Origin of the sequence: Agriterribacter sp. (assembly GCF_035497235.1) — a bacterium.
In the GTDB taxonomy this organism is placed as follows: domain Bacteria; phylum Bacteroidota; class Bacteroidia; order Chitinophagales; family Chitinophagaceae; genus Agriterribacter.
On the sequence record NZ_DATJEB010000014.1, the window covers coordinates 33568 to 56855 of the forward strand.

Genomic DNA, 23288 nt, shown 5'->3' on the forward strand with positions numbered 1-23288 from the left:
TGTATATCTTTTTAGTGCGCCGCTTCGCGGCTTATGTTTTTGTCAAATGGAATGCCTTCTTATCTTACCCTTGTGTAAAATATTTTGCATCGGCGTTTCATCCACGTATTTTTTTATTTATATAATCGAACTACATAACTGCCCGGAATCCCTATTACAAAGTTGAAATTATAAGCCTCATAACTCACTTGTTCCACGCCACCTACCTGTGTTACTATTTTCCAGGTGGCGTAGGTATCCGACTCCTTTACCGGAAAATTTACACTCCATATCTCCCCGTCATTGGTATCATCCGCAAAAGTGCCTTTGAATCCTGCAGCGCGGTCTTTGGTAAAGTCAATATAATCACCGGGAAGCGGCTGACCATCCAGGTAGGCCACAAAACGAATTTGATTGGGCGCATCACCCACCCGCTCTATTTCGGGTTGTTTAGCCATCCCGGCAGACCAGGATAGTACATCGGTTTCTTTAAATTCCACCACAAGGGCATCCTTCAACAGCCTGATGCCCGATTTGTTCGACACCTGTATATCAAAATGATACTCCCCTGCAGGAATGCGGTTCCCTTCCTGTATCTCCAGAACACCGGTATACGCATTAATGGCCACAGCAGGAACCATCATGGTATCTGTCTTCAGCAGTAACTCTTCCGCACTTTCATTGCCTACAATCGCTTCTTTATAGCGAATTACCGGAATTTCATCAGTCAATGCGTTAACAGGTTTCCCACCGGGTTCCCGGATCTCCACAATTTCAAACTTCAGAGGCAGTGTGGAAGTGGAAGGCTGAAAATCGCCGATGTTCAGTTGCAATCCGGAAACCGCATACTGTTTCCTGTTTTTATAGATAATATCCGGAGCGATACTACCCTCCTGCGGAATTTTGGTGCAGGCGCCTGCCATCAGCAGGGTAAACCCAAACACTACCGCCAAAAATCGGAATATCCTGTTGTTGTGTGTCATCTCTTACCTAATTAAATCCAAAAATATGTGAATCAGCAGCGAGTACATGCACGATGCCGTTCGTAGCGTGCAGGTCTGCTGTTTCAACTTGTACGGATAGATACAATTCATAAACCCCGGGCATTCCCACATCGAGGGCGTAATTGACATACCTGGCACCCATATTCACATTCTCCAGGTAATCATCCCGTACGATATTAAAACGCGCTTTGGCGCCTCCGTAGGTGGTATCATAACTATACGTGGTAGCCAGTTCGCTGCGCACGATTTGTTTGCCGGGAATAATATAGTTTTTAATAATGGCTTTAATTTTCTCCATGTCCTCCACGGGCATCTCGCTGAAGGTTTTAGGCCGTTTTTCCGGATCCGGATATACCAGGTTAAAATAATTACGGATGGAATAATTCTTCGGAGCCAAAAATGTGGAGCCACTGGCATTCACAGCCGCTTCCAGCCCGGTGAGGGTTATAAGTGTGACTAAGGTATCAAACACCTCAGGGCGGCTTTTCAGGTAATCCATGGTGGATACACCGAGGGTCATTGTTTCATCGGGATTTAAGGTGCCGCCGTCCGCAAAATAATCCTTGCTGCATCCCGATGTAACAAGCAAACTTACAAGCGCTATTGCGATTATTAATTTCATTCGTGTATCGTTTATGTTTTTAATGGTCGAAGGAACTCCGCATATACATTCCCCTGTGTGAAAAACTTATCACGCTTCGTTTCATTCGTATAGTTGGTTTATCGTTTTTAGTTTAGCCTTGAGCTTTCAGTATTCACGTTTCACTTCTCACGCATCCACTATTCACCCCTATTGGTTGAACTGCCAGTAATATGTTTGCTCCATATTGGGATTGTTGGCAAAAGCTTCATCACTGACCGGGCAAAATCCGGCGCCATCCTTTTCTCCCTGCGCTGTTACATTCGGATTAAATTCATGAAGACGTCCTACCCGAACCAGGTCATACACGCGGTGAAATTCGCCAATCAGCTCTCTGCGCCTTTCTTCCAGCACTTCTTCAATAACGGTAGGCTGGTCGTCCCTGGCGAACACCGGAATCCCTGCGCGGGTACGCACAGCATTCAGGTTTTCCAATGCAGCGGCCACGTTGCCCAGCCTGGCATCTGCTTCAGCCTTCAGGAGCAATATATCTGCATACCGGAAAACAGGAACCGGCGCCTCCATCAGGCTGTAACTGATGTCTTTTACCTTCCTGAATTTGGCGAACATGATGGCTCTTTCCCCATTGGCCAGCGGATCCGCCAATACGGGTCTGATCTCGCTGGGGCTTACCGAAAAATCAATGCTTTGAAAAAATGCCGGCACTCTTTTGTCCGACTTGTCCCGGGCATAATCAGGATATATCTCTAATATTTTCGATTTGGGTACAGCCAGCGTCAGGTTGCTCCTGGAGGTATAGGGATTGGTGAGATAATAGGTCATAATATGCCCGTAGTAATCTGCATATTCCCCTTTTTTGATATCATAATACATTTCTAAGATCACTTCTTCAGACTCACCGGCATCAAATAAATTCCGGAACTGGTCTATCGGCACCAGTTTAAACGTATGGGAATCTATGATCTCTTTCATCGCATCAGAAGCGCCCTGGTAATCTTTCAACCACATGAGCGCATGGGCTTTCATCGCAAGAGCTGCACCTTTGGTACCTCTCGACATAGACTCTTTGATGGTGCCTTCATATTTCCATGGAAGGTCCGGTATGGCGATATTCGCTTCATCTACCACCATCTGCATCACGGCATTGAGCGGTTCCCTGCCCAGCGGCTTCACATTACGCGCTTCCAGGTTAACAGGAACGTTACCCCATATGCGTGCCGCATAGAAGTGCGACAATGCCCTGAGAAAACGAGCATCCGCCAACAACTGCTTTTTTCTTTCGGCTGTAAGCCCCGTGTTTATCTCAGGAATTTTTTCCATTACAAGATTGCACTGTTCAATAGCCCTGTAAAAAAGCCGCCAATTTGTTAAGGGTTCCAACTCAGTCCTTTGGAGCAAATGGTTTTGGAACCAGGCCTCCCAGTCGCTATCATTATTAGGCGTAACCCAGTCTCCGGAACGCCCATCTCCCCAGAAATAATAGTCGCCCCAGGAACCGTTGCGCGTAGTTGCCGGCGTATCGTCTTTAGTTAGCCCCGACAGCGCCCTGCGGAAAATCGCAAACCCCGCAGCCACCGCTCCCTCCGCATCGGCTCCTGTTTTCCAGGCCTGGTCTTCTGTTACGGTATTGATCGGCAACTGGTCCAGCCACTTTTTGCAGGACTCGCCCATGAACGAAAAGAGCGCTATACAAAGAATGATGATATTTTTATTTTTCATGTTCAACTAACTTTATTTTACCTGAATCATAATGATCATAGTGATTATAATGAAATGGAAACACCAAACAATAACATCCTTCGCATAGGGTAGCCTCCTGACATGTCAAAACCATCAATGGTTACCAACTCGGCATCCGGACCACTGTACTTTTGGAAGGTCACTAAGTTGTCTGCCGTACAATAGATGCGCATTCTTTCAAAAGGAAGGCGCTGCATGAACTTCTTATTAAACGTGTAAGACAGGGTGGCAGACCTGATTTTGAAATAAGAACCATCTTCTATATACTCAGAATCATAATTGATCACCTGCGTTGCATCGCTCCAGGGATTGAGTGTTGGATACCTGGCATTGTCGCCACTCTTTTTCCAGATGGAATAATTGTCGAAGTTTGGAAGCGAAGAACTTCCCGCAAAATTCTTATCCATCTTAAGCCGGTCCAGCAAAGCGGTATTCACAATGTCTCTGCCAATCACAAAAGTGGTAACCAGGTTAAGGCTAAACTGTTTATAGGTGAAATCATTGGTCCACCCGCCGTTCCATTTCGGATTCGGATCGCCTGAATACACACGGTCCGATACATCAATACGATAGTCGCCGTTTTGATCTTTGAAATTACGGTCGCCCACCTGCAGGTTTTTGCTCTGCAGCCCCAGCAGTCTTTTCCCTGTTTTGGGATCTACCGGCACCTGGTTTTCGGCCTGGTAAATACCCTGTGATTCATAGAAGAAAAAACCGTTCAGCGGAGCGCCTACACGTACGATGGAGCCAAAGTCCTGCCCGGAAGTACTGGTTTTAATGATATCGGCATTGCCATCCGGAAGCCGGATGACCCTGTTTTTGTTATAGGCAAAGTTCAGGTTGGTACTCCAGGTAAAATCACTGCCAAATCTCATGTTGGTATTTACTGTAAACTCTAAGCCGCGGTTCAGCACATCGGCCGCATTGCGGTACACTTCGTTATAGCCCGATGTAGTGGGCAGGGATGTAGATAACAGCAACCCTTTGGTTACTTTTTCATACGCGTCAAAAATAAACTCCACTTTCCCTTTGAATAAGGTTAAGTCTACACCGAGATTGGCCATGTTGGTTTTCACCCAGGTAAGATTGTCGTTCTTAAAACCATCCAACCAGGTGGGTGTAAAACCTGAAATACCGCCATAAGCTATCTGGATTAACGAATTATACCGGTCGAGTACGCCCCCGTCCATGATCCCCAGGGCTAAATAGTTATTATCCCAGGTGGTGCCGGACAATCCATAGCTACCCCGGATCTTACCGTTTGTTAACCAGCCTGCGTTAGCAAAAATATCCTCCTTATAGAAATTCCAGCCTGCTGAAATGGACGGGAACACGCCCCACCGGTTGGCCTTGCCGAACTTGGAAGATCCGTCTGTACGGATAGACGCGCCCAGCAGGTATTTTTGTTGAAAAGAATAATCAAGGCGGCTAAAATAAGACATCAGGGTGCTGGCGCCGTAATTGCTGGAACCAATGCTATTGCCCTGCGGCCAGTTCACCGTTTGCGAAAGGCCCGGTGCATCGCTTACACTGCTCACTTTTGTTAGTTTCCCCTCTGTTTTTTCCATACTCTGCCCCAGTAATACGCTTAAACTGTGCCCATTTCCAAACTTAGGCGTGTAGGTTACCGTGTTCTGGAACAGCAGGTTTTGGTTTTCGCCTGCAACGCTCTTGTTGCCCATTTTCAGGGTGCGTCTCGATACAGCTAAAGAATCGAACATGGTCCGCAGGTATTCCAGGCTGAGGCTGGCTTTATAAGCCAGGTTCCGGGCAAGATTCAGGGTTGCGTCAGAACTGAAACGTACCCGGTCATTGAGGTTAGACTCATGACCCGGCTTGTACACTTCTGCACCCTGTACCAGCGGGTTATCGGGCAGCGGCAACAGGGAAGAATGGCTTACCTTCAATCCATCCTGATTCCTGCTCTGGTCGGTACGGGAAACGGCCAGTGTATTATTAATGATCAATTTATTTTTTAGCGCATTAAAACTGGTACTTGCCATGAGGCTGTAGCGTTTAAAGCCTGTGTTGAACAGGATACCTTTGCTATCCATATAGCCCATGCTAATGCTGTATTGTCCAAAATCGCCCGCCCCGCGTACGGAAGCGTTGTAGTCTTGCGTAACGGAGGTGTTATACAAATAGCCCTGCCAGTCGGATGAGTTGTTATAGAATGGGTTGGTCACATCGGTATACATTTCCGGCATAGACAAGCCGTATGGTGCGTACAGATCGTACAGGCTTTTGACCTGTTCCCGTTCCTTGATGCCACCGGCCACATCCCGCAGTTGGGGCACAAAATTAACGCCGGTGCGGATATTGAGATTGATCTGCGGTTTGCCTCTTTTTCCCTTTTTGGTAGTGATCAGTATTACCCCGTTGGCAGCCCTGGAGCCGTAAATGGCCGCGGCAGAAGCATCTTTCAGCACTACCACATCTTCAATATCGCTGGGGTTGAGGTCTGCCAGCACGTTAGTACTGGTTACCGCAAACTCACTACTCATTCTTGAAATGATCGGAATACCATCAACAACATATAACGGCTCTGAAATGGCGGAAGCATCCCCACGGCTTACCGCTGCCAGCCCCCGGATGATGATAGCAGGCGTTGCGCCAGGCTCCCCGGAATTTATCTGCACATTTACGCCGGCAACTCTGCCCTGCAACAGCGAACCGAAAGATTCTGCTGCCTGGCCTTCTGTGATCTTGTCCATTTTGATTGAGGTAACAGAACCTGTTATTTCCTGCTTCACCTGGCTTTTATACCCCGTAACCACTACATCGCTCAGGATTTTATTTTCCTGGGTTAGTTTGATAGTGAGATCAGCCGCTTTTCTGAACACGATCTGACGGGACTCAAACCCTACGGAGGAAAGCATCAGCGTATCGCCCACACTCACCCGCAACCGGAAATTTCCTGATGCATTGGTAGTAGCGCCGGTATTTTTACCTTTGATCCCTACGGAGGCGCCGACAACCGGCTTACCATCAGAATCGCTGATTTTACCCGTCATAACTGATTGCGTATAACCCGTTACAGACAGCATCAGCACTGCAAAAACCAAACAGGCCCCTTTCATTAATGCCTTCATTACATTTGTTTTTTCGGTTCAATTATTTATCCACTCCATTACGGAATCGCCCAATAAGCGTTCTGGTTCCATCCATTGCCCTTCATACTGTTGGCTGACAGCGGCCAATAGGCAGCGCCTTTTGTTACATCAGCTTCTGTAAATGCGGGTATATAGGAGGGTACTTCACCAAATCGGATCAGGTCAAACATGCGTTGCCCGGTTCCCACCATAATACGTTGCCGTTCCAGCAGGAGCGCGGCACCGAAAGTATCTTCGGTTAAAGCACTATAATCCTCTGTGGCGCCGTTTGCTGCCCTAATAAGCCATTCTTTGGCTTCATCAAGGCGCTGTGAACGCCAGGCAGCCTCTGCAAACAACAAATTAATTTCCTGTACCGGCAGCAAATTAACCTTACTGGCGTCCCGAATGATCAGCGTAGCGGTATTACCGGAAATATTAAACATACCCGTACGGCGGGCATCCCCCTCCGGATAAATAGCATTGAATGTGGCCAGGGGCATGCTCAGGATACTGGCGCTCAACGGAGCATCCGGAATCTCCGTGCGCCGGTCTTCGCCGATTGCAAGGCCAAAGCCAGACAAACTATCCGCCGTACTACTGGTAATCGTATTGGTGAGCACATCGTAAGCACTTTGGGCGTTGCCTGCCCACAGTTGTTCCTGGGCCAGTAACAACGTTACAGCCGTTTTATTAAAGCGTACAGCCGTTAAGGCGGCACTTTCAATGCCATCATCGTTCAGCAGGTACCAGGGCACTAAGCGCTGCGCTTCTGTGGCGTATACGATCGCCTGGGCTACCACTTCCTGGCTCGTGAGATGTGTTCCAAAATTATTTGGTTCGGCCGAAGGAACAGTACCCCATATCCGGGCCAGGTAGAAATAGGCCATAGATTTGAGGGCCAGCGCTTCGCCTCTGTATATATTATGCTGGTAGCTACTCAGCACGCCATCTGCTGCCTGGTCTACAATGCCCAGCACATCGTTGGCATCTTTAATCACATCATAGAAGTAGCCCCAATCAGTAAGTTGCATCAAATCGCGGTTGGTGGCCGTCAATTGCTGGCTGGCCACTTGTTGCTGGTAGGCAACCGCCACCTTCAGGTCTCCCGCCCTGGCCTCACCATACATCATCCAGGCATAATTGGCCAGCAGCGCCCTCCTAAGGTCTGTATAGCCTCCAATGACTGCCTGCTGAATGCGTTGTGAAGATTGATAATAACCTTCCTCCACCGTGCTGTTTTCCTGCTCAACCGTAAGGCTCTTACGGCAGGAGCAAAGGAGTACTATTGCCAGTATGGGCAACTTCCAATATTTCATCCAATGTGTCATGTTGTTCATTTTTAACATCATCATGCTTAAAAAACCACTTTAATACCCAGCGCCACGGAAGCAGGCAGGGGTGTTCCTGTATACATCAGATCATACCTGCGGCTACCGGTAATGTTTTCTTCGGGGTTGATGCCGCTGTACCGGGAAAGGGTTAATAAGTTGTCGCCGCGAACAAATATTTCCATATCGCTTAATTCCACCTTTTTAAATACCGAGCTCAGATGCCAGGAAACCACGGCCCTGCTCAGGCGCACAAAACTGCCATCTTCAATGGTTCTGATCCCCTGGTAAATGGTACGACCGTTGGCGTCCTGATTAATTAAGTAGTAGGGTGTCTCCGCGTTTTTGAGGGGAAATTGATAATTGATGCCCTCTGCATCATAGCGGCTGTTGAAAGATTCCGCTACAATATCCGATCCCCAGGCGGAAGTAAGGGTAAAGGCGGCAGAAATATTACGATAACGCAATGTATTCGTAAACCCTCCAAAAGCCTCCGGCTCGCTATTGCCAATCTTTTTTATATGACTGCCTTCCCAGGCCACCAGGGAAGTAACTGCCGCACCGGAAACCGCACCGAGGTGAGCCAGGCTGGTATTGTTAATATCGCCGGGCAACTCCTTTACTTTGTTGCGGTAGAAGGCAATATTCAGGTTGCTGGTCCAGGAAAAATGGGTAGACTGTATCCAGGCGCCATCAACGGCCACTTCAATACCCGACAACCCGAGTGTGCCACCGGTTTCATATTTGTAATCAATGCCGCTGATATTAGACAGGTATCGCTGATAGGTGAAATTGCGGTAGGTTTTATTAAAATAATTAACAGAAAGGTTCAGCACCGAACCGAATGCAACCGTTACACCGGCATCAATCTGGGTTACACCAACGCTTTTGGCGCCGCTGAAGGCAGGATACAACTGTCCTATACCCAGGTAATTGCCGCCATAATAATCTCCGTAGGCATCTAATTGTCCGCGGTACACTTCCGGTCTGCTCAACACGCCCGTTTTCCCAATACCGGCATTGAGTTTTACAGGTATGTTCAGGCTGTTTTTCAGATCATAATGTATACCCAAGGCAGGATACCATGCCCATTTCTTGTCGTATAAGGAGCTGCCATCTGCACGAACCACCAGGTTAACGTCCAGGTCTTTTTTATACTTGAACTTCCAGGTCCCGTAAAAGGATAATAATTTTTCGGTGTTATGATTGGATAATGCGATCGTTTGACTGGCGTTGTAGCCAGTCACCACTTTTACAAAGTCCGACCCTCCGTTTTCCATACTGCGTTGCCCTTTCACGGAGGTCAGCCGGTTATCTGTACTTCTGAGTTCGTTGCCGAGTGTCATATCCATTTGGAGCGCATCAGAAAAATCACGCAAATAGTTTAGAGAAGTATTCCATGTGATCAATTGCCTTTTATAAGCAGCGCTTGAGGCATAAATATCACCGTCCAGTAAGTTGGAAGGAATATATACATCCCGGCTGGCGCCTTCATAAGACAAGCCTGCCACAGAGCGGATGGTAATGCCGTGCCCAACCAAATAGGCCAACCCCATAGAGGATGTTAACCCGATATTACGGTTCTTGTCCATAAAGAACGCTTCATCCCCAACAACGGGCAGGGTCAAATCACGGCTGTATTCTCCGCCATAACGCCCATTCCGGCTGGCGAGCGCCATATTATTATAAAAATGAGCGGAGAAGCGATCGGTAATATTATATTTCGCATTCAGAAATAAGGATTGACGCCCAAATCCGGTATTTCCAATGATACCTTTATCCTGGTGATTGGTGAGCCCAAACAGGTAGGAGCCGTAACTACCCGCGCCATCCACCAGCACGCTTTCATCGTGTACCATGCCGCCATCGCTATACACCTCCCTGCGGGCCGTAGTATTAAAGTCGTAAAAAGCATCCTTCCGGTAGTCCATGTTTTGCAGAAAATTAGCCCCCGCATAAGCACTACCGCGTACATGAATTGATCCGGGCTGCCCTTCCTTCATAATAATATTGAGCGCTCCGTTGGGCGCCTGCACACCATAAGCGGCGAGACGGTCAATATCTTTAATAATTTCGATGCGTTCAATTTGTTCGGGAGAAAAATAAGTGAGGGGATTGATGCCTGTTATATTGGAGGGGCTGGCAATAACAGGAACGCCATTGATAAGAATAAGGGGCATGGTGGATTGATCAGTTGGATCCAGACTCAATCCGCGCAAATTAAGCGTGGATTGGGCGCCAGCCGTACCCGACCAGCTTTTTACCCTTAATCCGGCTACACTTCCCTGTAAAATGTTCTCCAGCCCGCTTCTGTTGGATAAGATCATGCTATCTACCCTCAGGGAATCCTGGGCCCATAAGCTCATCGCAGTACCAAAAGACACGAGAAGAAAAAACAACGTTTTCCCGGCAGGTTTTGGTAATAATCTCATAATTATTGTTTCTTGGTTTACTTAATCTTTAGTATATCCCCGGATCCGCCTGTTCATAAACCAGCTTTTGCTCTGGCTGAAGAACCACTTATCTGTTGCTGAATTATTCAGTAATAATAAACAAAGTTTACCATTACTAAATATTTTTACCCCTAAAAGTTATCCACATAATTTGTTAATTTGCTAAGATGCTCTTAATAAACATTACTAATAATACAGCAATATTAAACCTCGTTTATTAACGATACGTTTTGTTAAGATTAAGCTTTTATAAAGCGCCGGTTGTTCTCAAAATCATAAGATAGCCGGGACTGTATTCCCCAATTTTATACATTAAACATGATGCAGCCGGCAGCGTCTGCCCTCATGGCGGGGTGGCAAATAAAGGGTATAAAAGGCGGCATCCTGAGCAGGCTCACAACTTACTGTAATATCATTGTAATAAAAGGCCCTGACAATACAGCATTTTAACTACTTACGCAAAAAAGAATATAACCGGTCTCACCCGGCGAAGACCCCGGCGGGACAAATTATTGCAGAACAAGTAATGCCCGGGCTTCAGGTCGGCCATCACACAGTGCCAGTGTAAGGGAAAAAAATTATCCCTGCGAACAACCGCAGGGATTTATTATTTACTTAAGTTAACGGCTATTCGTAAAGCCCGCACCGGAAGCAAAAAACTGCTCTATCCCCTGAGATGATAGGCCTTGGGCTGCACAAAAGCGCGTATGCCCTGGTACGACAAAGTGGCGCCCAGCCCTGAGCTTTTCCTTCCCGACCAGGGAAGACCTGCACTTACCCTGTCGCAGCAGTTCCAGTAAACCGTACCCGTATCCATCTGCTTCATTACGGCTTCCGCACGCTCAAAATTTTTAGAATATACCGCAGCGGTAAGCCCGTATGGGGTATCTTTCATTAATTCGGCGGCCTCCTTGTCATTCTTTACTTTTTGAATGCCGATAACGGGTCCAAAGGACTCTTCCGTCATCAGTTTCATTTTATGGTTGGCATTGATTACAACGGTAGGCTCAAAAAAATATCCCTGTTGCTGAAGCACGCCGCCCCCCAGGAGTACCTTTCCGCCATTTTCTTCCGCATCAGCCACCTGCCGGCTTAAAAAACCAATCTGTTCCTTCCGGCTTAAAGGACCAATATCTGTAGTTTTATTAAGCGGATCGCCAATTACCAGTTCTTTTGCCTTGGCTACAAAAGCAGCTATGAACTTATCATACACTGCTTCCTGCACGTATATCCTTTCTACCGCACAGCAGCTCTGCCCGTTATTATATACCGCTCCTTCCAGCGCCGCTGCGGCTACGCTATCCACATCTTCCACGTCATCCATTACATATAAAGGATCCTTGCCGCCAAGCTCTAACTGAACAGGAACTAATTTTGAAGCAGTATGCTCTGCTATATACTTTCCGGTGCGGTAGCTGCCCGTAAAAAAATAACCCTGCAGCGGCAATTCCAGCAAGGCCTGCCCTGCAGTGCCCTTACCAACAACTATCTGGAAAACATTTTCGGGTATCCCCGACCGGTATAACAGCCGCTGTATATGCAAACCCGTTAGGGTGGCATATTCGGATGGCTTGTACAACACGCCGTTACCGCCAATAAGTGCCGGTACAAATACATTTACACCTACAAGATAAGGGTAGTTCCACGCCGAAATATTGGCAATAACGCCCAATGGCTCATACACAATCTTTTCCCGGGTAGCGTCTTCCTCCGTAATCCATTCTTCTGCCAGCCATTTGGCAGAATTTTTTATAAAATATTCTAATCTTTTACGGGCGCCGTTCAACTCATTATACGATTGCTGAAGCGGCTTACCCACTTCCTTCGTAAGGGTTTCCGCCAGCTTATCTTTTTCCTCATCTAAGAGCGCATAAAATTTTTCAATACATGCAATTCTTTGCGCTAAAGGTACTGCCGCCCATTGGGGCTGGCCATCCTTTACTAATTGAAATTTTTTTGTAACCATTTCTGGTGAATCCTCTCCTATTTCCCGGATCACTTCTTCGGTAGCGGGGTTAATGATTTGCATATGAATAAAATTAAGTGGTAAGTAGTAAGTGATAAGTGGTAAGTGGTAGTATGTTCATACTACTTACTTCTTACCACTTGCCTCTATAAACGCCTCCCTGATATTTTTTACAAAGTTACTGCCCCGGTCGTTCATTCTTTCAGGATGCCATTGCACCAGGCATAAGAAGGAAGCCCCGTCCGGATCTTTTCTTTCCAGCGCCTCCACTATACCATCGGGCGATAAAGCGGAAGCAATTAACCCGCTGCCAATGCTATCAGCACTCTGGTGATGGTTGCTGTTTATTACGGCTTCTTTTTCCCCGGTAATTTGATGTAACCAGGAGTGGGGATCTACCTGTATGGCATGGTAACGGTCTTTATCATTGGGCAACTTGGAATGATTAAACTTTCCCCATCGCGGAATATCAGGGATGAGCGTGCCGCCGAAAAAAACATTGGCTATCTGCAATCCCCTGCAAATACCCAGTACCGGAACAGCATTGGCTTCGGTATATCCCAGTATGTTCAGCTCAAATTCATCCCTTGCTTCACTCACATCATCTTTATAGCAATATGCATATAAATCCGGACGATTGTAAAAACGCGGATGCACATCCTCACCACCTGTAAGCACAACGCCATCACATGCTTTAATATCATCCAGGTTATTCCGGGCAGCGCTGAGTTGTACTACTTCCACATTGCAGCCGTGTGCCAGTATCCAGTTGCTGTAGTTGGCATATTTACTGCAGTCTGTAACTCCTATAATCAATTTTGACTCCTGCATTACAGTGCTTTTAAATATAACTGCTTAAAATCTTCCCTGGATACCGGCTTTGGATTATTGGGGTGAGCGAAGTCGGCAAATGCCAGGTCGGCCAGGGTTTCTATATGTTCTTCTTTTACGCCAATATCGCGCAGGTGGTGGGGTATTTTAATCTTTGTATTCAAATCAAATAAATACTGCACCACTGCTTCGCCGGTTTCATTTGGCAATTCCAGGGTACGGGCTATCCGCCGAAACTTATCTTCAAACCCCGCGATATTAAACTGCATTCCATAGGGAATATTTACCGCGTTGGCCAACCCGTGATGCGTATCAAGCAATGAGGAAAGGGGGTGGGCCAGCGAATGTACTACACCCAGTCCTTTCTGAAAAGCGATAGCACCCATCATGGAACCCAGCAGCATTTTACTTCTCGATTCCAGGTCGGGTTTATTGGTAGCCCGCTCAAGCGATTCATGAATCAGCTTTATGCCTTCCAGCGCTATACCATCGCAGAGGGGGTGATAGTTTTTTGCCAGGAAGGCTTCCATATTATGGGTTAAAGCATCCATTCCGGTAGCAGCGGTAATAGGTGCGGGAATATCCATCGTTAACACCGGGTCTGCAAAAACAATTTTAGCCATCAGCTTGGGAGAGAACAATATTTTTTTCTGGTGGGTTGCATCATCGGCAATAATGGCGCTGCGGCCTACCTCACTTCCCGTGCCGGAAGTAGTGGGTACAGTTATAAAATGAGGCACATCATTGGTAACATACACATCGCCGCCAATCAAATCATCATACTTAAAAAGATCATCACGGTGATGCACGCGTAAAACAATTGCCCTGGCCACATCAAGCCCCGCGCCGCCGCCAATGCCTATAACGCTGTCGCGGTTTGTTGCATCCCAAACATCTACGCCTTTATATACATCCGATTTTACGGGATTTTTATGAATATCCGAAAATACTTCAACCGCTATACGGTGCTTACGCAAATCTTCAACAATGTTTTTAAAGAAAGGCAGTTGCGCTACATTAGGGTCGGTAACAATTAAAGGCGCTCTAAGTTTGTTAGCCTGCAAATAAGCCGGCAACTCTTTTATTACATTAGCTCCAAAACGAATGGTGGTGGGAAAATTGTACTGATAAACTTTATCGAAGTCCATAAATGTTATACTTAATGTTATTTTATTAATGAATATAGTGGTCAATGGTGAGTAGTGAATGGTGAGTCTGAACTAAACTAACAAACTATAAACCATAAACTACAAACTTTCTCTTTCTAAATGATCTCCAAATAACGTTTCAGTTCCCAATCCGTAACCACTTTAGAGAACTGCCGCCATTCCCATTCGCGGGTTCCTGCAAAATGCGCTACAAACTGTTCGCCAAATAATTCTTTTGCTACAGCCGATTGCTTCATGGCCTGGGTAGCCTCCCATAAGCTGGCGGGCAATACGCCGTGCTTTTTATCGGCATAGCCGTTGCCGGTAGTAGGAGGTATATGCAACTTCATTTTTTTTCGGATGCCGTATAGTCCGGAAGCCAGGCAAGCCGCCATGGCGAGATAAGGATTGGAATCAGACCCCACGACTCTTGTTTCCAGCCTTGTTGATTTTTCACCGGTTGGCAAAGCCCTTAACGCGGTAGTGCGGTTATCAATGGCCCAGGTAATGGTAGTGGGAGCCCAGGCACCTTCTACCAGGCGTTTATAACTGTTAACCGTAGGCGCATACATGGGAAGTATATGCGGAAGGCAATGTAACTGGCCCGCTATATAGCTCTCCATTAAGGGACTGATACCGTTTTTGCTCTTTTTGTCGTAGAAAAGATTGCGTTTGGCATCCGGCGACCATAAGCTTTGGTGTACATGACCGCTGCATCCCGGCAAATCTTCACTGAACTTAGCCATAAAAGTGGGAAGTACCCCGTGCCTGAAACCAATCTCCTTTACACCGCTTTTAAACAATACCGCCCTGTCTGCCGCTTCCAGTATACCGGAATACATGATGGCGGCTTCATACACACCCGGGCCGGTTTCGGTATGAAGACCTTCAATCGGAATATCAAACTTATTCAGCAAATCGAACAGGTCGTGAAAAAAAGCGCTTTTCTGCGAAGCCCGCAAAACGGAATAACCAAACATACCATTGGTTATGGGCTTAAGGTCGCGGAATTTACCGGCATATAATTCAGTTGAATTATCTAACAGGTTGAACCATTCAAACTCCTGCGAACAAAAAGCAATAAAGCCTTCGTCACTGGCCTGCCGGTCTATTTTCTTTAATAAGCTTCTCGGGCAAACCGATGAGCAGTTTCCCTTGCCGTCATTAAAATCGGCCAGAAAAAAAGGCAGGTCATTTTCCCAGGGTATGCGCCTGTAGGTTTGCATATCCACCACCGCCGTAGCATCCGGATAACCCGTGTGCCAGCCGGTAACAGTAGCATTATCATAGGCTGCATCGCCGGCGTCCCAGCCAAATACCACATCGCAAAAACCAAAGCCGCCGGCGGCAATAGATTTGAACTTATCGAAGCTCATGACTTTGCCGCGCAGCACCCCATCAAGGTCGGTTACGGCTACTTTTACCTTTTGAATGTTTTGATCGGAAAGTTGCTGAAGGAGTTCAGTTACTGTTAATTTCTGCGACATGCATGGGTTGTTTTACAAAAAAATGAAACCAAATATAGCTGATAAGAAGAATACCAAAGTAAACCAGGGCAACAGCAATGTTCAGGGTGGTCATAGCGATGAGCGAAATTATGGCAATTATTAAAGCAATAACAGGAAAATATGGATAAAAAGGTACCCTGAACGGCCGCTCCAGTCCCGGCTCTCTTTTGCGGAGTACTAAAACGGTTATCATAGAAAAAACATACAGGGTAATGGCGCCAAAGCAGGCGATAGTAATAATTTGCCCGGTTTTGCCCGTAAGCAGGGCAATGATCCCGATAACCATATTAATAAGCAATGCGTTGGCAGGGGTTTTAAACCTGGTATGAATACTGCCAAATGCCTGCGGAATATATTTTACCCTCCCAAATTCAAATGTAGCACGGCCCGCGGCAAGGATAATACCATGAAAGGAAGCTACCAATCCCATTAGTCCTATGGTAATAAGCAGGTGATACAACCATCCGCTGCTGCCGGTTATTTTTTCCAGTGCCAGTGGAAGGGGCGAATCGGAAGGGGGCGCTCCCGGAGAAGGGTATACAATAGCTTCCCAGCCTGCCACGCCCACGGAAGATACAAAGGTTAATATGCACAATACGATGAGCGTAAGCAGGGCCGATCCAAAGCCCAGCAATACATTCCGTTGCGGATTGATGGCTTCTTCCGCCACGTTGGCCACGCCTTCAATGGCCAGAAAAAACCAGATGGCAAAGGGAATAGCCGCCCATACCCCCTTCCAGCCAAAGGGAAAGGCATTATGCTGGATATTTTTAAGCTCAAAATGAGGAAGGGTGGCGCCGGCAAAAATGAGCAACTCCACTACGGCCAGGATGGTAATTACCAACTCGAAAGTAGCAGCGGCTTTTACACCGTAAATATTAAGCCCCGTAAAAATAATATAGGCGGTAATAGCAATAACGGTAACGGGTACCTGCGGAAAGAAAATATGAAAATAAGCGCCTATGGCCGCTGCGATGGCAGGAGGCGCAAATACAAATTCAATGATCTGCGCCATACCCGCTATAAAACCCGCGTCTTTCCCCAGCGCGCGGGTGGCATAATCAAACACACCGCCTGCCTTTGGAATGGCGCAGGCCAGCTCGGTATAGGAAAACGTAAACGTAATATAAAGAACAATGATAAGTAAGGTAGCCGCCGCTAACCCGTAAGTGCCTCCCGCTGCAAGACCAAGGTTCCAGCCAAAATACATACCGGAGATAACATATCCCACACCCAGCCCCCAAAGCATTAATGGGCCTAAGGTACGGGGTAAATGAGCGCCGGTTGAGGGTTGCTGCGAAGAAGAAGCCATAGCTGAACTTGTGCGCTGAAGGTAGTAAAATATGCCGGAATTTTATTACATTGTAACTATGAAAAACACCCTGTTCTGCCTGCTAACGCTGTGCTGCTTTTTGCGTATATATGCGCAGCAGCCCGCCCGGTACAATGTGCTCCTGCACGAAATTATGGCCAACCCTCCTGCATCAGCCTCTGCATTGCCGGGCAGCAAGTACATTGAACTCTATAATGCTTCCCCTACTGCATATGATCTTTATGAATGGAAAATCAGTGATGGGAGTGATACCGCTATCATTAAAGAACATTTTATATTGCTCCCCGGTAGTTTTGTTATCATTAGCTCTACCGGCGCGATGGAGGCGCTTTCAGCTTTTGGCGCTACAATTGGGGTTAGCCATTTCCCTTCCCTGCGGGTTAACGGAGATATGCTCTGGCTTTTGTCCGATGAAAACATACTCATGCATGCTGTACAATACAACCGGAACTGGTACGATAATGAAGTGAAAAACGCCGGCGGGTGGTCGTTAGAAATGATTGACACAAAAAACCCGTGCAGCGGCAGCAGTAACTGGAAAGCCAGCACAGATGCCAGGGGCGGAACACCGGGAGCTCCTAATTCCATAGCGGGCAATAATAAAGACGAAACAGTACCGGAGTTGCTGCGTGCCTATACAACAGACAGCCTGCACTTCCTGCTGGTATTTAATGAATCCTTAGACAGCCTGCAAGGCGCGCTAAAAGAAAATTATGCGTGCAGCGATGGGATGATCATTGAACGGGCCGCACCACAGCCGCCTTTATTTAATACCGTGCAACTAAAGTTAGATAAGCCGCTTGCAAAAAATAAAGTATTCACCCTGCAGGTGAAAAATGTATCCGATTGCAGCGGTAATGTCATCAGCAGCTCTTCTGTTGTAAAAGCAGGCAGGGAGGAGATGCCTGAAACCGGGGACATAATAATTAATGAAATACTTTTTAATCCTCCTGCAGACGGTTCAGACTATGTGGAATTGTATAACCGCAGCAACCACATCATTAATGCCAAAACATTACATATTGCCGGCAGGAACAGCACAGGCAACATAAATAGTATTAAACAACTGAATAGTGAAGATCTTTTAATTTTCCCCGGCGATTTTGTGGTTGTAACAGACAACGCTGCCGCGGTTAAGGAGCAATATATAGTGAAAAATACAGGCGCGCTTATAGCAATAACAACTATGCCTTCCTATCCAAATGCTTCCGGTACCGTAGTATTATTAAATACCCTGGGTGAGGTGATGGATGAATTGCGGTATGATGAAAAATGGCATTTTGAACTTATTAGCAACTATAAAGGAGTAGCGCTGGAAAGAATAGATTACAACCAGCCTGCCCAGGATAAAAACAACTGGCATTCCGCCGCTGCCAGTGCAGGTTATGGAACGCCCACTTATCAAAATTCGCAATTCAAAGCTAATGAGCAGCTACAGGGGAAGATCAATATCAGTCCTGGTGTTTTTTCGCCGGATAATGACGGGCATGATGATTTCCTTACCGTTGCTTACCGTTTTCCCGAACCCGGTTATGTATGCCATATTACCGTGTTTGATACCCGCGGCAGAGCCATCCGCTACTTAGTGCGCAATGGCATTTGCGGAACCGAAGGCTATTTCAGGTGGAACGGATTAGATGAAAAGAAGCAGCAGATAAGTATGGGCATTTATGTTATACTAACGGAAGTATATAACCTAAACGGGAGAACAAAAAAATTTAAACAGGCGGTAACACTGGCGAGACTGAGATAATAAGATTCCATGACCCGGGAGCATACTTTGTAGCGATGGAGCTATTTATCCCAACGGGTCTGCTCACAGCCGGGCTATTGTTATTGTGTGTGGAATAGTATCCCGGCGAATGCCGGGCGTCAGGGTTCCTACGGCTGTTCACAAGGATTTTTTATGAAGACCCCGGCGCCAGTATACAAAAAATTTCACTTTTCACTTCTTTTCTTTCACTTACCCGGCCGCTGTATTGCATTACCTGATGAGTGCAACCGTTCCTTTTCTTTTTATGCTATTGCCGGTGTAATCTCTTCCTTCAATCATCCATACATATGTATCCGTGGCTTGTGGTTTACCATTAAAACTGCCGTCCCATCCGGGTGATGGAATAGTTGAGCTGTATACTAACTGACCGTAACGGTTAAAAACTTTAAAATAATGTACAGCCGTCATTCCTGCGGCCGTAAACCGGAACACATCATTCTTGCCATCTCCATTGGGCGTAAAAGCATTGGGTATATAAAATTCGGGGCCCTTATATGCTTTAATGAACAGCGTATCTGTTGTAGGGCAGCCTGCCTCACTGGTTGCGGTAACCATGTAGGTGGCATCATGCTGAACGGTTGCAACAGGGTTTGAGCTGTTGGCATTGCTTAACCCGGAAGAGGGGTTCCATGTAAAAAAATCCCCGCCGGACGCCTGCAACTGAATGGGTTGTCCTATAGCCGCAGTGGTATCATTACCGGCAAACGCATTGGTAGCGAAAATAGTAACCTCCTGCCGTAAGGTATCAGACGGGCAACCACCCGGTCCAAGCGCATAAATAAAAGTATTATAGGTTCCGCCATTACTGTAGGCGTGGGTAAACGATGCTTCACCAGCGGTTGCGCCATCCCCAAAATCCCAGTGCCACGATTGTACAGGCAATACCGGATTGCTGTTGGTGGCAGCAAAAAGAACAGGTTCATTTTTGCAGGCATCCATAGCTTCCTGCATATTAATACCGGGATGCTGTTGTATGGTAATAGTTTTCTGGGTTGTTTCAGATACGCAACCCTCTTTGGTTTTTACTTTAAGTGTAATGCTGTTATCGCCCAATGGTAACTGGCGTTGCAGCGGTTGTTCCGGGTTAGGGATGGCGCTTCCGTTTACCGTCCAGTTCCATGTATTGATTGTGCCATACTCCACTTTTGAAAGATCATTAAAGGGAATGGGTTTGTTATCGCAATAGGGCGGGTCTTTAAAGTTAAAGTTGGCCAACGGCTTTGACCCGGCTACTACCTGTTGCCGGAAAGTATCCGAAATACATCCGTCGTTACCAACGATGTTCAAGCTCACCGTATAGTTACCGGGTGCAGGATAGGTGTGCATGCCCGGATTTTTTTCTGTGCCGGTAGTTCCATCGCCAAAATCCCAGAACCATTGAACTATATTGCCAAAAGAAGTAGAGCTATCGCGGAACAAAACAGGTTCGGGATAACAGGTGATCTGATTTTCCGCGAGCGAAAAGGATGGGTTCAGCGATGTGCAGAAACGCTGGTGATTGGTGGCGCCGCCCGTTGCGCCCGAAAACCCCCAAAACACCATCGGGTCGCCGTTAAAAATATCTTGCACAAGGGCTATAGTGGTATGCAGCCGTTCTTTGCCATCCATATATACCGTTATCATGGCGGCAGCCGGGTTCCAGGCTATACGCATAATGTGCCAACTGCAGTCTTCAATATTATCATTATTTTCCAAAGCCGTTACAGGCCCCGCGATATTGTTGGTGGTATTATGATTTAAGTCGCCATTCAAATGAATAGCCAGGTGATCATAATGGGGATCGCCGAAGTCTGTATTCTGGTACGTATCAATAGCCACCGCCACAGAAGGTGCTACGCCCTGTATGCCCAATCCCTGCCCCGTTGTTCCGATGCTGGTACTCAGCGGCTGCAACACAAACGCAATGCCATCGGCCCCATCGGCATCGCGGCAGCCTAAAAATACATTGAAGTGGTAATCGAAAGGATGGGTGAGATCAATTTTATTGATATTCCAAACGGATCCGGACTGGTCGTTTTTATCGTTGGTAATCGTATAACAATTGCAGTCTTCCTGTGTGGCGTTCCCATTAAGGTGATAAGGCTTATCTGTTTGGGCATGCAGCGTATGTATACCCGGCAGCAGGCAAAACAAAACAGCCAGCCAGAGGCAACCGGAGCGGCGCCTTTTCAATTGCCTGTGCTGATGTAAAGTCATTTTTTATTTTAACTCACGCTTTAAAAATTCGTTGATCCTTGTATACAGGCTCATCCTGAGAATATTGGGTGTTCCATCGCTGAGGTTATGGGTTTTATCGGTATAGAAGTGCTGCTCAAAGTTGGTCTTCATAGCGTTCGTTAGCTGCTTGCTCAGCTCCAGGCTGTTATGCAAATGCACATTATCATCGGCAGTTCCATGAACAAGAAAAAGACCGCTCTTATAGTTGCCGGCAAAACTTACCGGGGATGCGTTTTTATACCCTTCTGAATTTTCACCGGGCATGGAAAGCAGGCGTTCGGCATACACATTTTCATAGAACCGCCAGTTGGTAACAGGTGCTATGGCTACGGCAGCTTTAAAACTGCCGGCATACTTTGTTTGAGCCAGCGCTGCCAGGTAACCGCCATAACTCCAACCCATAACCGCTACGTTTGACGAATCAATACGGTAGTTGCGCGCCAGGTAGGCTTTTACTTTAAGCAGGTCTTCTATCTCCATATCGCCCGGCGCTTTATAATTACTTTTCCTGAATGCTTCTCCTTTACCCGGCGTACCACGGGGGTCTATACAGGCAACCGCGTACCCCTGGTTGGCCAGCCAGCGCATGGTGAGTGTAAATTTATCACCCCACTTATCTAATACTTCCTGCTGTGCTGATCCCCCGTAAACATACAATACTAAGGGCAGCTTTCCTCTGGTGTTATTATAGGGCCGGATCAGCCATCCGTTCATTGTTATGCTATCATTGGCCTGTACGGTAAAGAAGTACGCATTGGGGATCTTATATTCCCTGAGCCGGTCATTGAGCTCTTTATTTTCAATTAGTTTTTTCTGTTCTTTTTCAACCGTAGAAACAACCTGGTAAACCGGCGGCTCATTTAAAGAAGAAAATTCATCAAAGAAGAATCTTCTGTCGTTGCTTATCCATGTATCATGATAGCCGTTACCGGAGGTTAATTTCGTTCTTCCCCTGCCATCGTAATTTATTTTGTACAATTGCTTTTGCCGCGAGCCCGATTCGTTCGAGGAATAATATACTTCATTGCGCGTATCATCAATAGCCTCCACCTCCAGCACTTCCCATTTACCACTGGTCACAGGCTTAACGGCGGCAGAATCACTGCTTATCTCATATAAATGCGTATACCCTTCCTTTTCGCTCTTCCACAAAAACGATTGGCCTTCTTTAATGAAATAGATATTATCCGGGTAAACACGCACATAATTATCCGGCCTTTCTTCTGTATACACCACCGAGGTTTTTCCTGTAACAACATTTGCCTTAAGCAGTTCTAACCTTTTCTGATCTCTTGACAGCCGTTGCACAAATAAAGTTTTATTATCGGGGCTCCAGCGTATCCCGGTGATGTACTGATCGGGATTAACACCCACATCTACCGGAACAAAAAGTTTATTGGCAATATCGTACACAAAAACTTTTACATCGGGCACCATTTCGCCTGCCAGGGGATAGCGCTGGCTCTTTATTTCGGCATATGGCCGTTCATACACCGTTAAAGGATAATTTTTTACGGTATTTTCATTGAACCGGAGCATGGCAATATAATTGCCGTTGGGGCTCCATTCGTAGGCTTTCGTCATTCCAAAACCGTTCTCGTACAAAGCATCCGCCATACCGTATAAGAATTGCCCCGCCGACCCGTCAACCGTTACCGGCAGGGTAGTGTTTTTTTCAATATCCATAATATACAGGTTGGCATCAATAATATAGGCCAACTGTTTACTATCGGGCGAAAAGCAGGGGTACAATTGTTTACCATTGGCAGAAACAACCCTTAATATTTTTTTATTGATATCCCATACATAATTGAAAGCTTTTTCGGAGATGGTATATAAGGGTTCAATTTGTGTGCGAACAAGTACCTTGCTGTCATCGGGCGAAAAACCGAAATCCTGGAAGTAGGTAAAAGTAGTAGGCAGAGAATCTGTTTCTCCCTTGATCTGGTTTGAAAAAAGCGTATCTACGATCCGGGCGGTATTAAAATCGAGCGATAAAATAACCTGCGGCCCGGAAGCGGTATCTGTTTGTATCCAGGCAAAGCGGGGAGACTGGTTCATGAGATGTACCACGTATTTGCGCTCATCAAAATGACCACTCCATATCTTTTCAAGATCAATATCCATTTTTCCCTGCTGCTGCGCATGAACAAAAAGGGAAATACAAATAATAAATAAGGAAATCACCAGTTTTTTCATCATCAGCATAATTGGGTAAAAAATACTATATCCGGATTACTGGAATTTTACTATGCAAAAAATCATTGAGCCGGTAAAAATAAAGGTATTCATTTAAATTGCATGATAATGC

General features: G+C 46.5%; 14 protein-coding genes. 1 reads left to right on the top strand and 13 read right to left on the bottom strand.

Going from position 1 to position 23288, the window contains the following annotated elements; translation table 11 throughout:
• Positions 1-113: 113 nt before the first annotated feature.
• From VL121_RS04675 to eat, 11 genes are all read right to left on the bottom strand, one after another.
• On the bottom strand, positions 114-962 hold the full coding sequence (locus VL121_RS04675) for a hypothetical protein (protein WP_325402667.1): 849 nt from the start codon (positions 960-962) through the stop codon (positions 114-116).
• 7 nt (positions 963-969) lie between these two features.
• Entirely contained in the window at positions 970-1605 is a 636-nt protein-coding gene (locus VL121_RS04680) for a fasciclin domain-containing protein (protein WP_325402669.1), read from the bottom strand.
• A 168-nt stretch (positions 1606-1773) separates the two neighbouring features.
• Entirely contained in the window at positions 1774-3303 is a 1530-nt protein-coding gene (locus VL121_RS04685) for a RagB/SusD family nutrient uptake outer membrane protein (protein ID WP_325402671.1), read from the bottom strand.
• 44 nt (positions 3304-3347) lie between these two features.
• A complete protein-coding gene (locus VL121_RS04690) occupies positions 3348-6416 on the bottom strand; it encodes a SusC/RagA family TonB-linked outer membrane protein (RefSeq protein WP_325402673.1) in 3069 nt (1022 codons plus the stop codon).
• A 38-nt stretch (positions 6417-6454) separates the two neighbouring features.
• Complete coding sequence (locus VL121_RS04695; RefSeq protein ID WP_325402675.1) at positions 6455-7747, bottom strand: RagB/SusD family nutrient uptake outer membrane protein; 1293 nt, start codon at positions 7745-7747, stop codon at positions 6455-6457.
• A gap of 26 nt (positions 7748-7773) precedes the next feature.
• On the bottom strand, positions 7774-10179 hold the full coding sequence (locus VL121_RS04700) for a TonB-dependent receptor plug domain-containing protein (RefSeq protein ID WP_325402677.1): 2406 nt from the start codon (positions 10177-10179) through the stop codon (positions 7774-7776).
• Between the two features lie 685 nt (positions 10180-10864).
• Positions 10865-12229 carry an aldehyde dehydrogenase family protein gene (locus VL121_RS04705; protein WP_325402679.1) on the bottom strand — a complete coding sequence of 455 codons (1365 nt, stop codon included), beginning with the start codon at positions 12227-12229 and terminating at the stop codon, positions 10865-10867.
• A 63-nt stretch (positions 12230-12292) separates the two neighbouring features.
• Positions 12293-12997: a gamma-glutamyl-gamma-aminobutyrate hydrolase family protein gene (locus tag VL121_RS04710; RefSeq protein WP_325402681.1), complete on the bottom strand. Its 705-nt coding sequence runs from the start codon at positions 12995-12997 to the stop codon at positions 12293-12295.
• Positions 12997-14145, bottom strand: a complete 1149-nt coding sequence (locus VL121_RS04715) for an iron-containing alcohol dehydrogenase (RefSeq protein WP_325402683.1) — start codon at positions 14143-14145, stop codon at positions 12997-12999. The genes VL121_RS04710 and VL121_RS04715 overlap by 1 nt, the downstream gene beginning before the upstream one ends.
• Positions 14146-14261: 116 nt before the next feature.
• A complete protein-coding gene (locus tag VL121_RS04720) occupies positions 14262-15632 on the bottom strand; it encodes a glutamine synthetase family protein (protein WP_325402685.1) in 1371 nt (456 codons plus the stop codon).
• Positions 15607-16965: an ethanolamine permease gene (eat, locus tag VL121_RS04725; protein WP_325402687.1), complete on the bottom strand. Its 1359-nt coding sequence runs from the start codon at positions 16963-16965 to the stop codon at positions 15607-15609. The genes VL121_RS04720 and eat overlap by 26 nt, the downstream gene beginning before the upstream one ends.
• A 58-nt stretch (positions 16966-17023) precedes the next feature.
• Between eat and VL121_RS04730 the strand changes: the two genes are divergently transcribed.
• Positions 17024-18739, top strand: a complete 1716-nt coding sequence (locus VL121_RS04730; RefSeq protein WP_325402689.1) for a lamin tail domain-containing protein — start codon at positions 17024-17026, stop codon at positions 18737-18739.
• A gap of 231 nt (positions 18740-18970) precedes the next feature.
• Here VL121_RS04730 and VL121_RS04735 read toward each other — a convergent pair whose 3' ends face one another.
• Entirely contained in the window at positions 18971-20956 is a 1986-nt protein-coding gene (locus tag VL121_RS04735; protein WP_325402691.1) for a lectin-like domain-containing protein, read from the bottom strand.
• A 3-nt stretch (positions 20957-20959) separates the two neighbouring features.
• Positions 20960-23179: a S9 family peptidase gene (locus tag VL121_RS04740; RefSeq protein ID WP_325402693.1), complete on the bottom strand. Its 2220-nt coding sequence runs from the start codon at positions 23177-23179 to the stop codon at positions 20960-20962.
• Between the last annotated feature and the right edge of the window lie 109 nt (positions 23180-23288).

Excerpts from the sequence above, each read along its gene's own strand:
- VL121_RS04700 (WP_325402677.1), bottom strand. The coding sequence starts at position 10,179 with ATGAGATTATTACCAAAACCTGCCGGGAAAACGTTGTTTTTTCTTCTC.
- VL121_RS04740 (WP_325402693.1), bottom strand. The coding sequence starts at position 23,179 with ATGATGAAAAAACTGGTGATTTCCTTATTTATTATTTGTATTTCCCTT.
- VL121_RS04675 (WP_325402667.1), bottom strand. The coding sequence starts at position 962 with ATGACACACAACAACAGGATATTCCGATTTTTGGCGGTAGTGTTTGGG.
- VL121_RS04720 (WP_325402685.1), bottom strand. The coding sequence starts at position 15,632 with ATGTCGCAGAAATTAACAGTAACTGAACTCCTTCAGCAACTTTCCGAT.
- VL121_RS04685 (WP_325402671.1), bottom strand. The coding sequence starts at position 3,303 with ATGAAAAATAAAAATATCATCATTCTTTGTATAGCGCTCTTTTCGTTC.
- VL121_RS04680 (WP_325402669.1), bottom strand. The coding sequence starts at position 1,605 with ATGAAATTAATAATCGCAATAGCGCTTGTAAGTTTGCTTGTTACATCG.
- VL121_RS04710 (WP_325402681.1), bottom strand. The coding sequence starts at position 12,997 with ATGCAGGAGTCAAAATTGATTATAGGAGTTACAGACTGCAGTAAATAT.
- eat (WP_325402687.1), bottom strand. The coding sequence starts at position 16,965 with ATGGCTTCTTCTTCGCAGCAACCCTCAACCGGCGCTCATTTACCCCGT.
- VL121_RS04690 (WP_325402673.1), bottom strand. The coding sequence starts at position 6,416 with ATGAAGGCATTAATGAAAGGGGCCTGTTTGGTTTTTGCAGTGCTGATG.
- VL121_RS04735 (WP_325402691.1), bottom strand. The coding sequence starts at position 20,956 with ATGACTTTACATCAGCACAGGCAATTGAAAAGGCGCCGCTCCGGTTGC.
- VL121_RS04695 (WP_325402675.1), bottom strand. The coding sequence starts at position 7,747 with ATGACACATTGGATGAAATATTGGAAGTTGCCCATACTGGCAATAGTA.
- VL121_RS04730 (WP_325402689.1), top strand. The coding sequence starts at position 17,024 with ATGAAAAACACCCTGTTCTGCCTGCTAACGCTGTGCTGCTTTTTGCGT.
- VL121_RS04715 (WP_325402683.1), bottom strand. The coding sequence starts at position 14,145 with ATGGACTTCGATAAAGTTTATCAGTACAATTTTCCCACCACCATTCGT.
- VL121_RS04705 (WP_325402679.1), bottom strand. The coding sequence starts at position 12,229 with ATGCAAATCATTAACCCCGCTACCGAAGAAGTGATCCGGGAAATAGGA.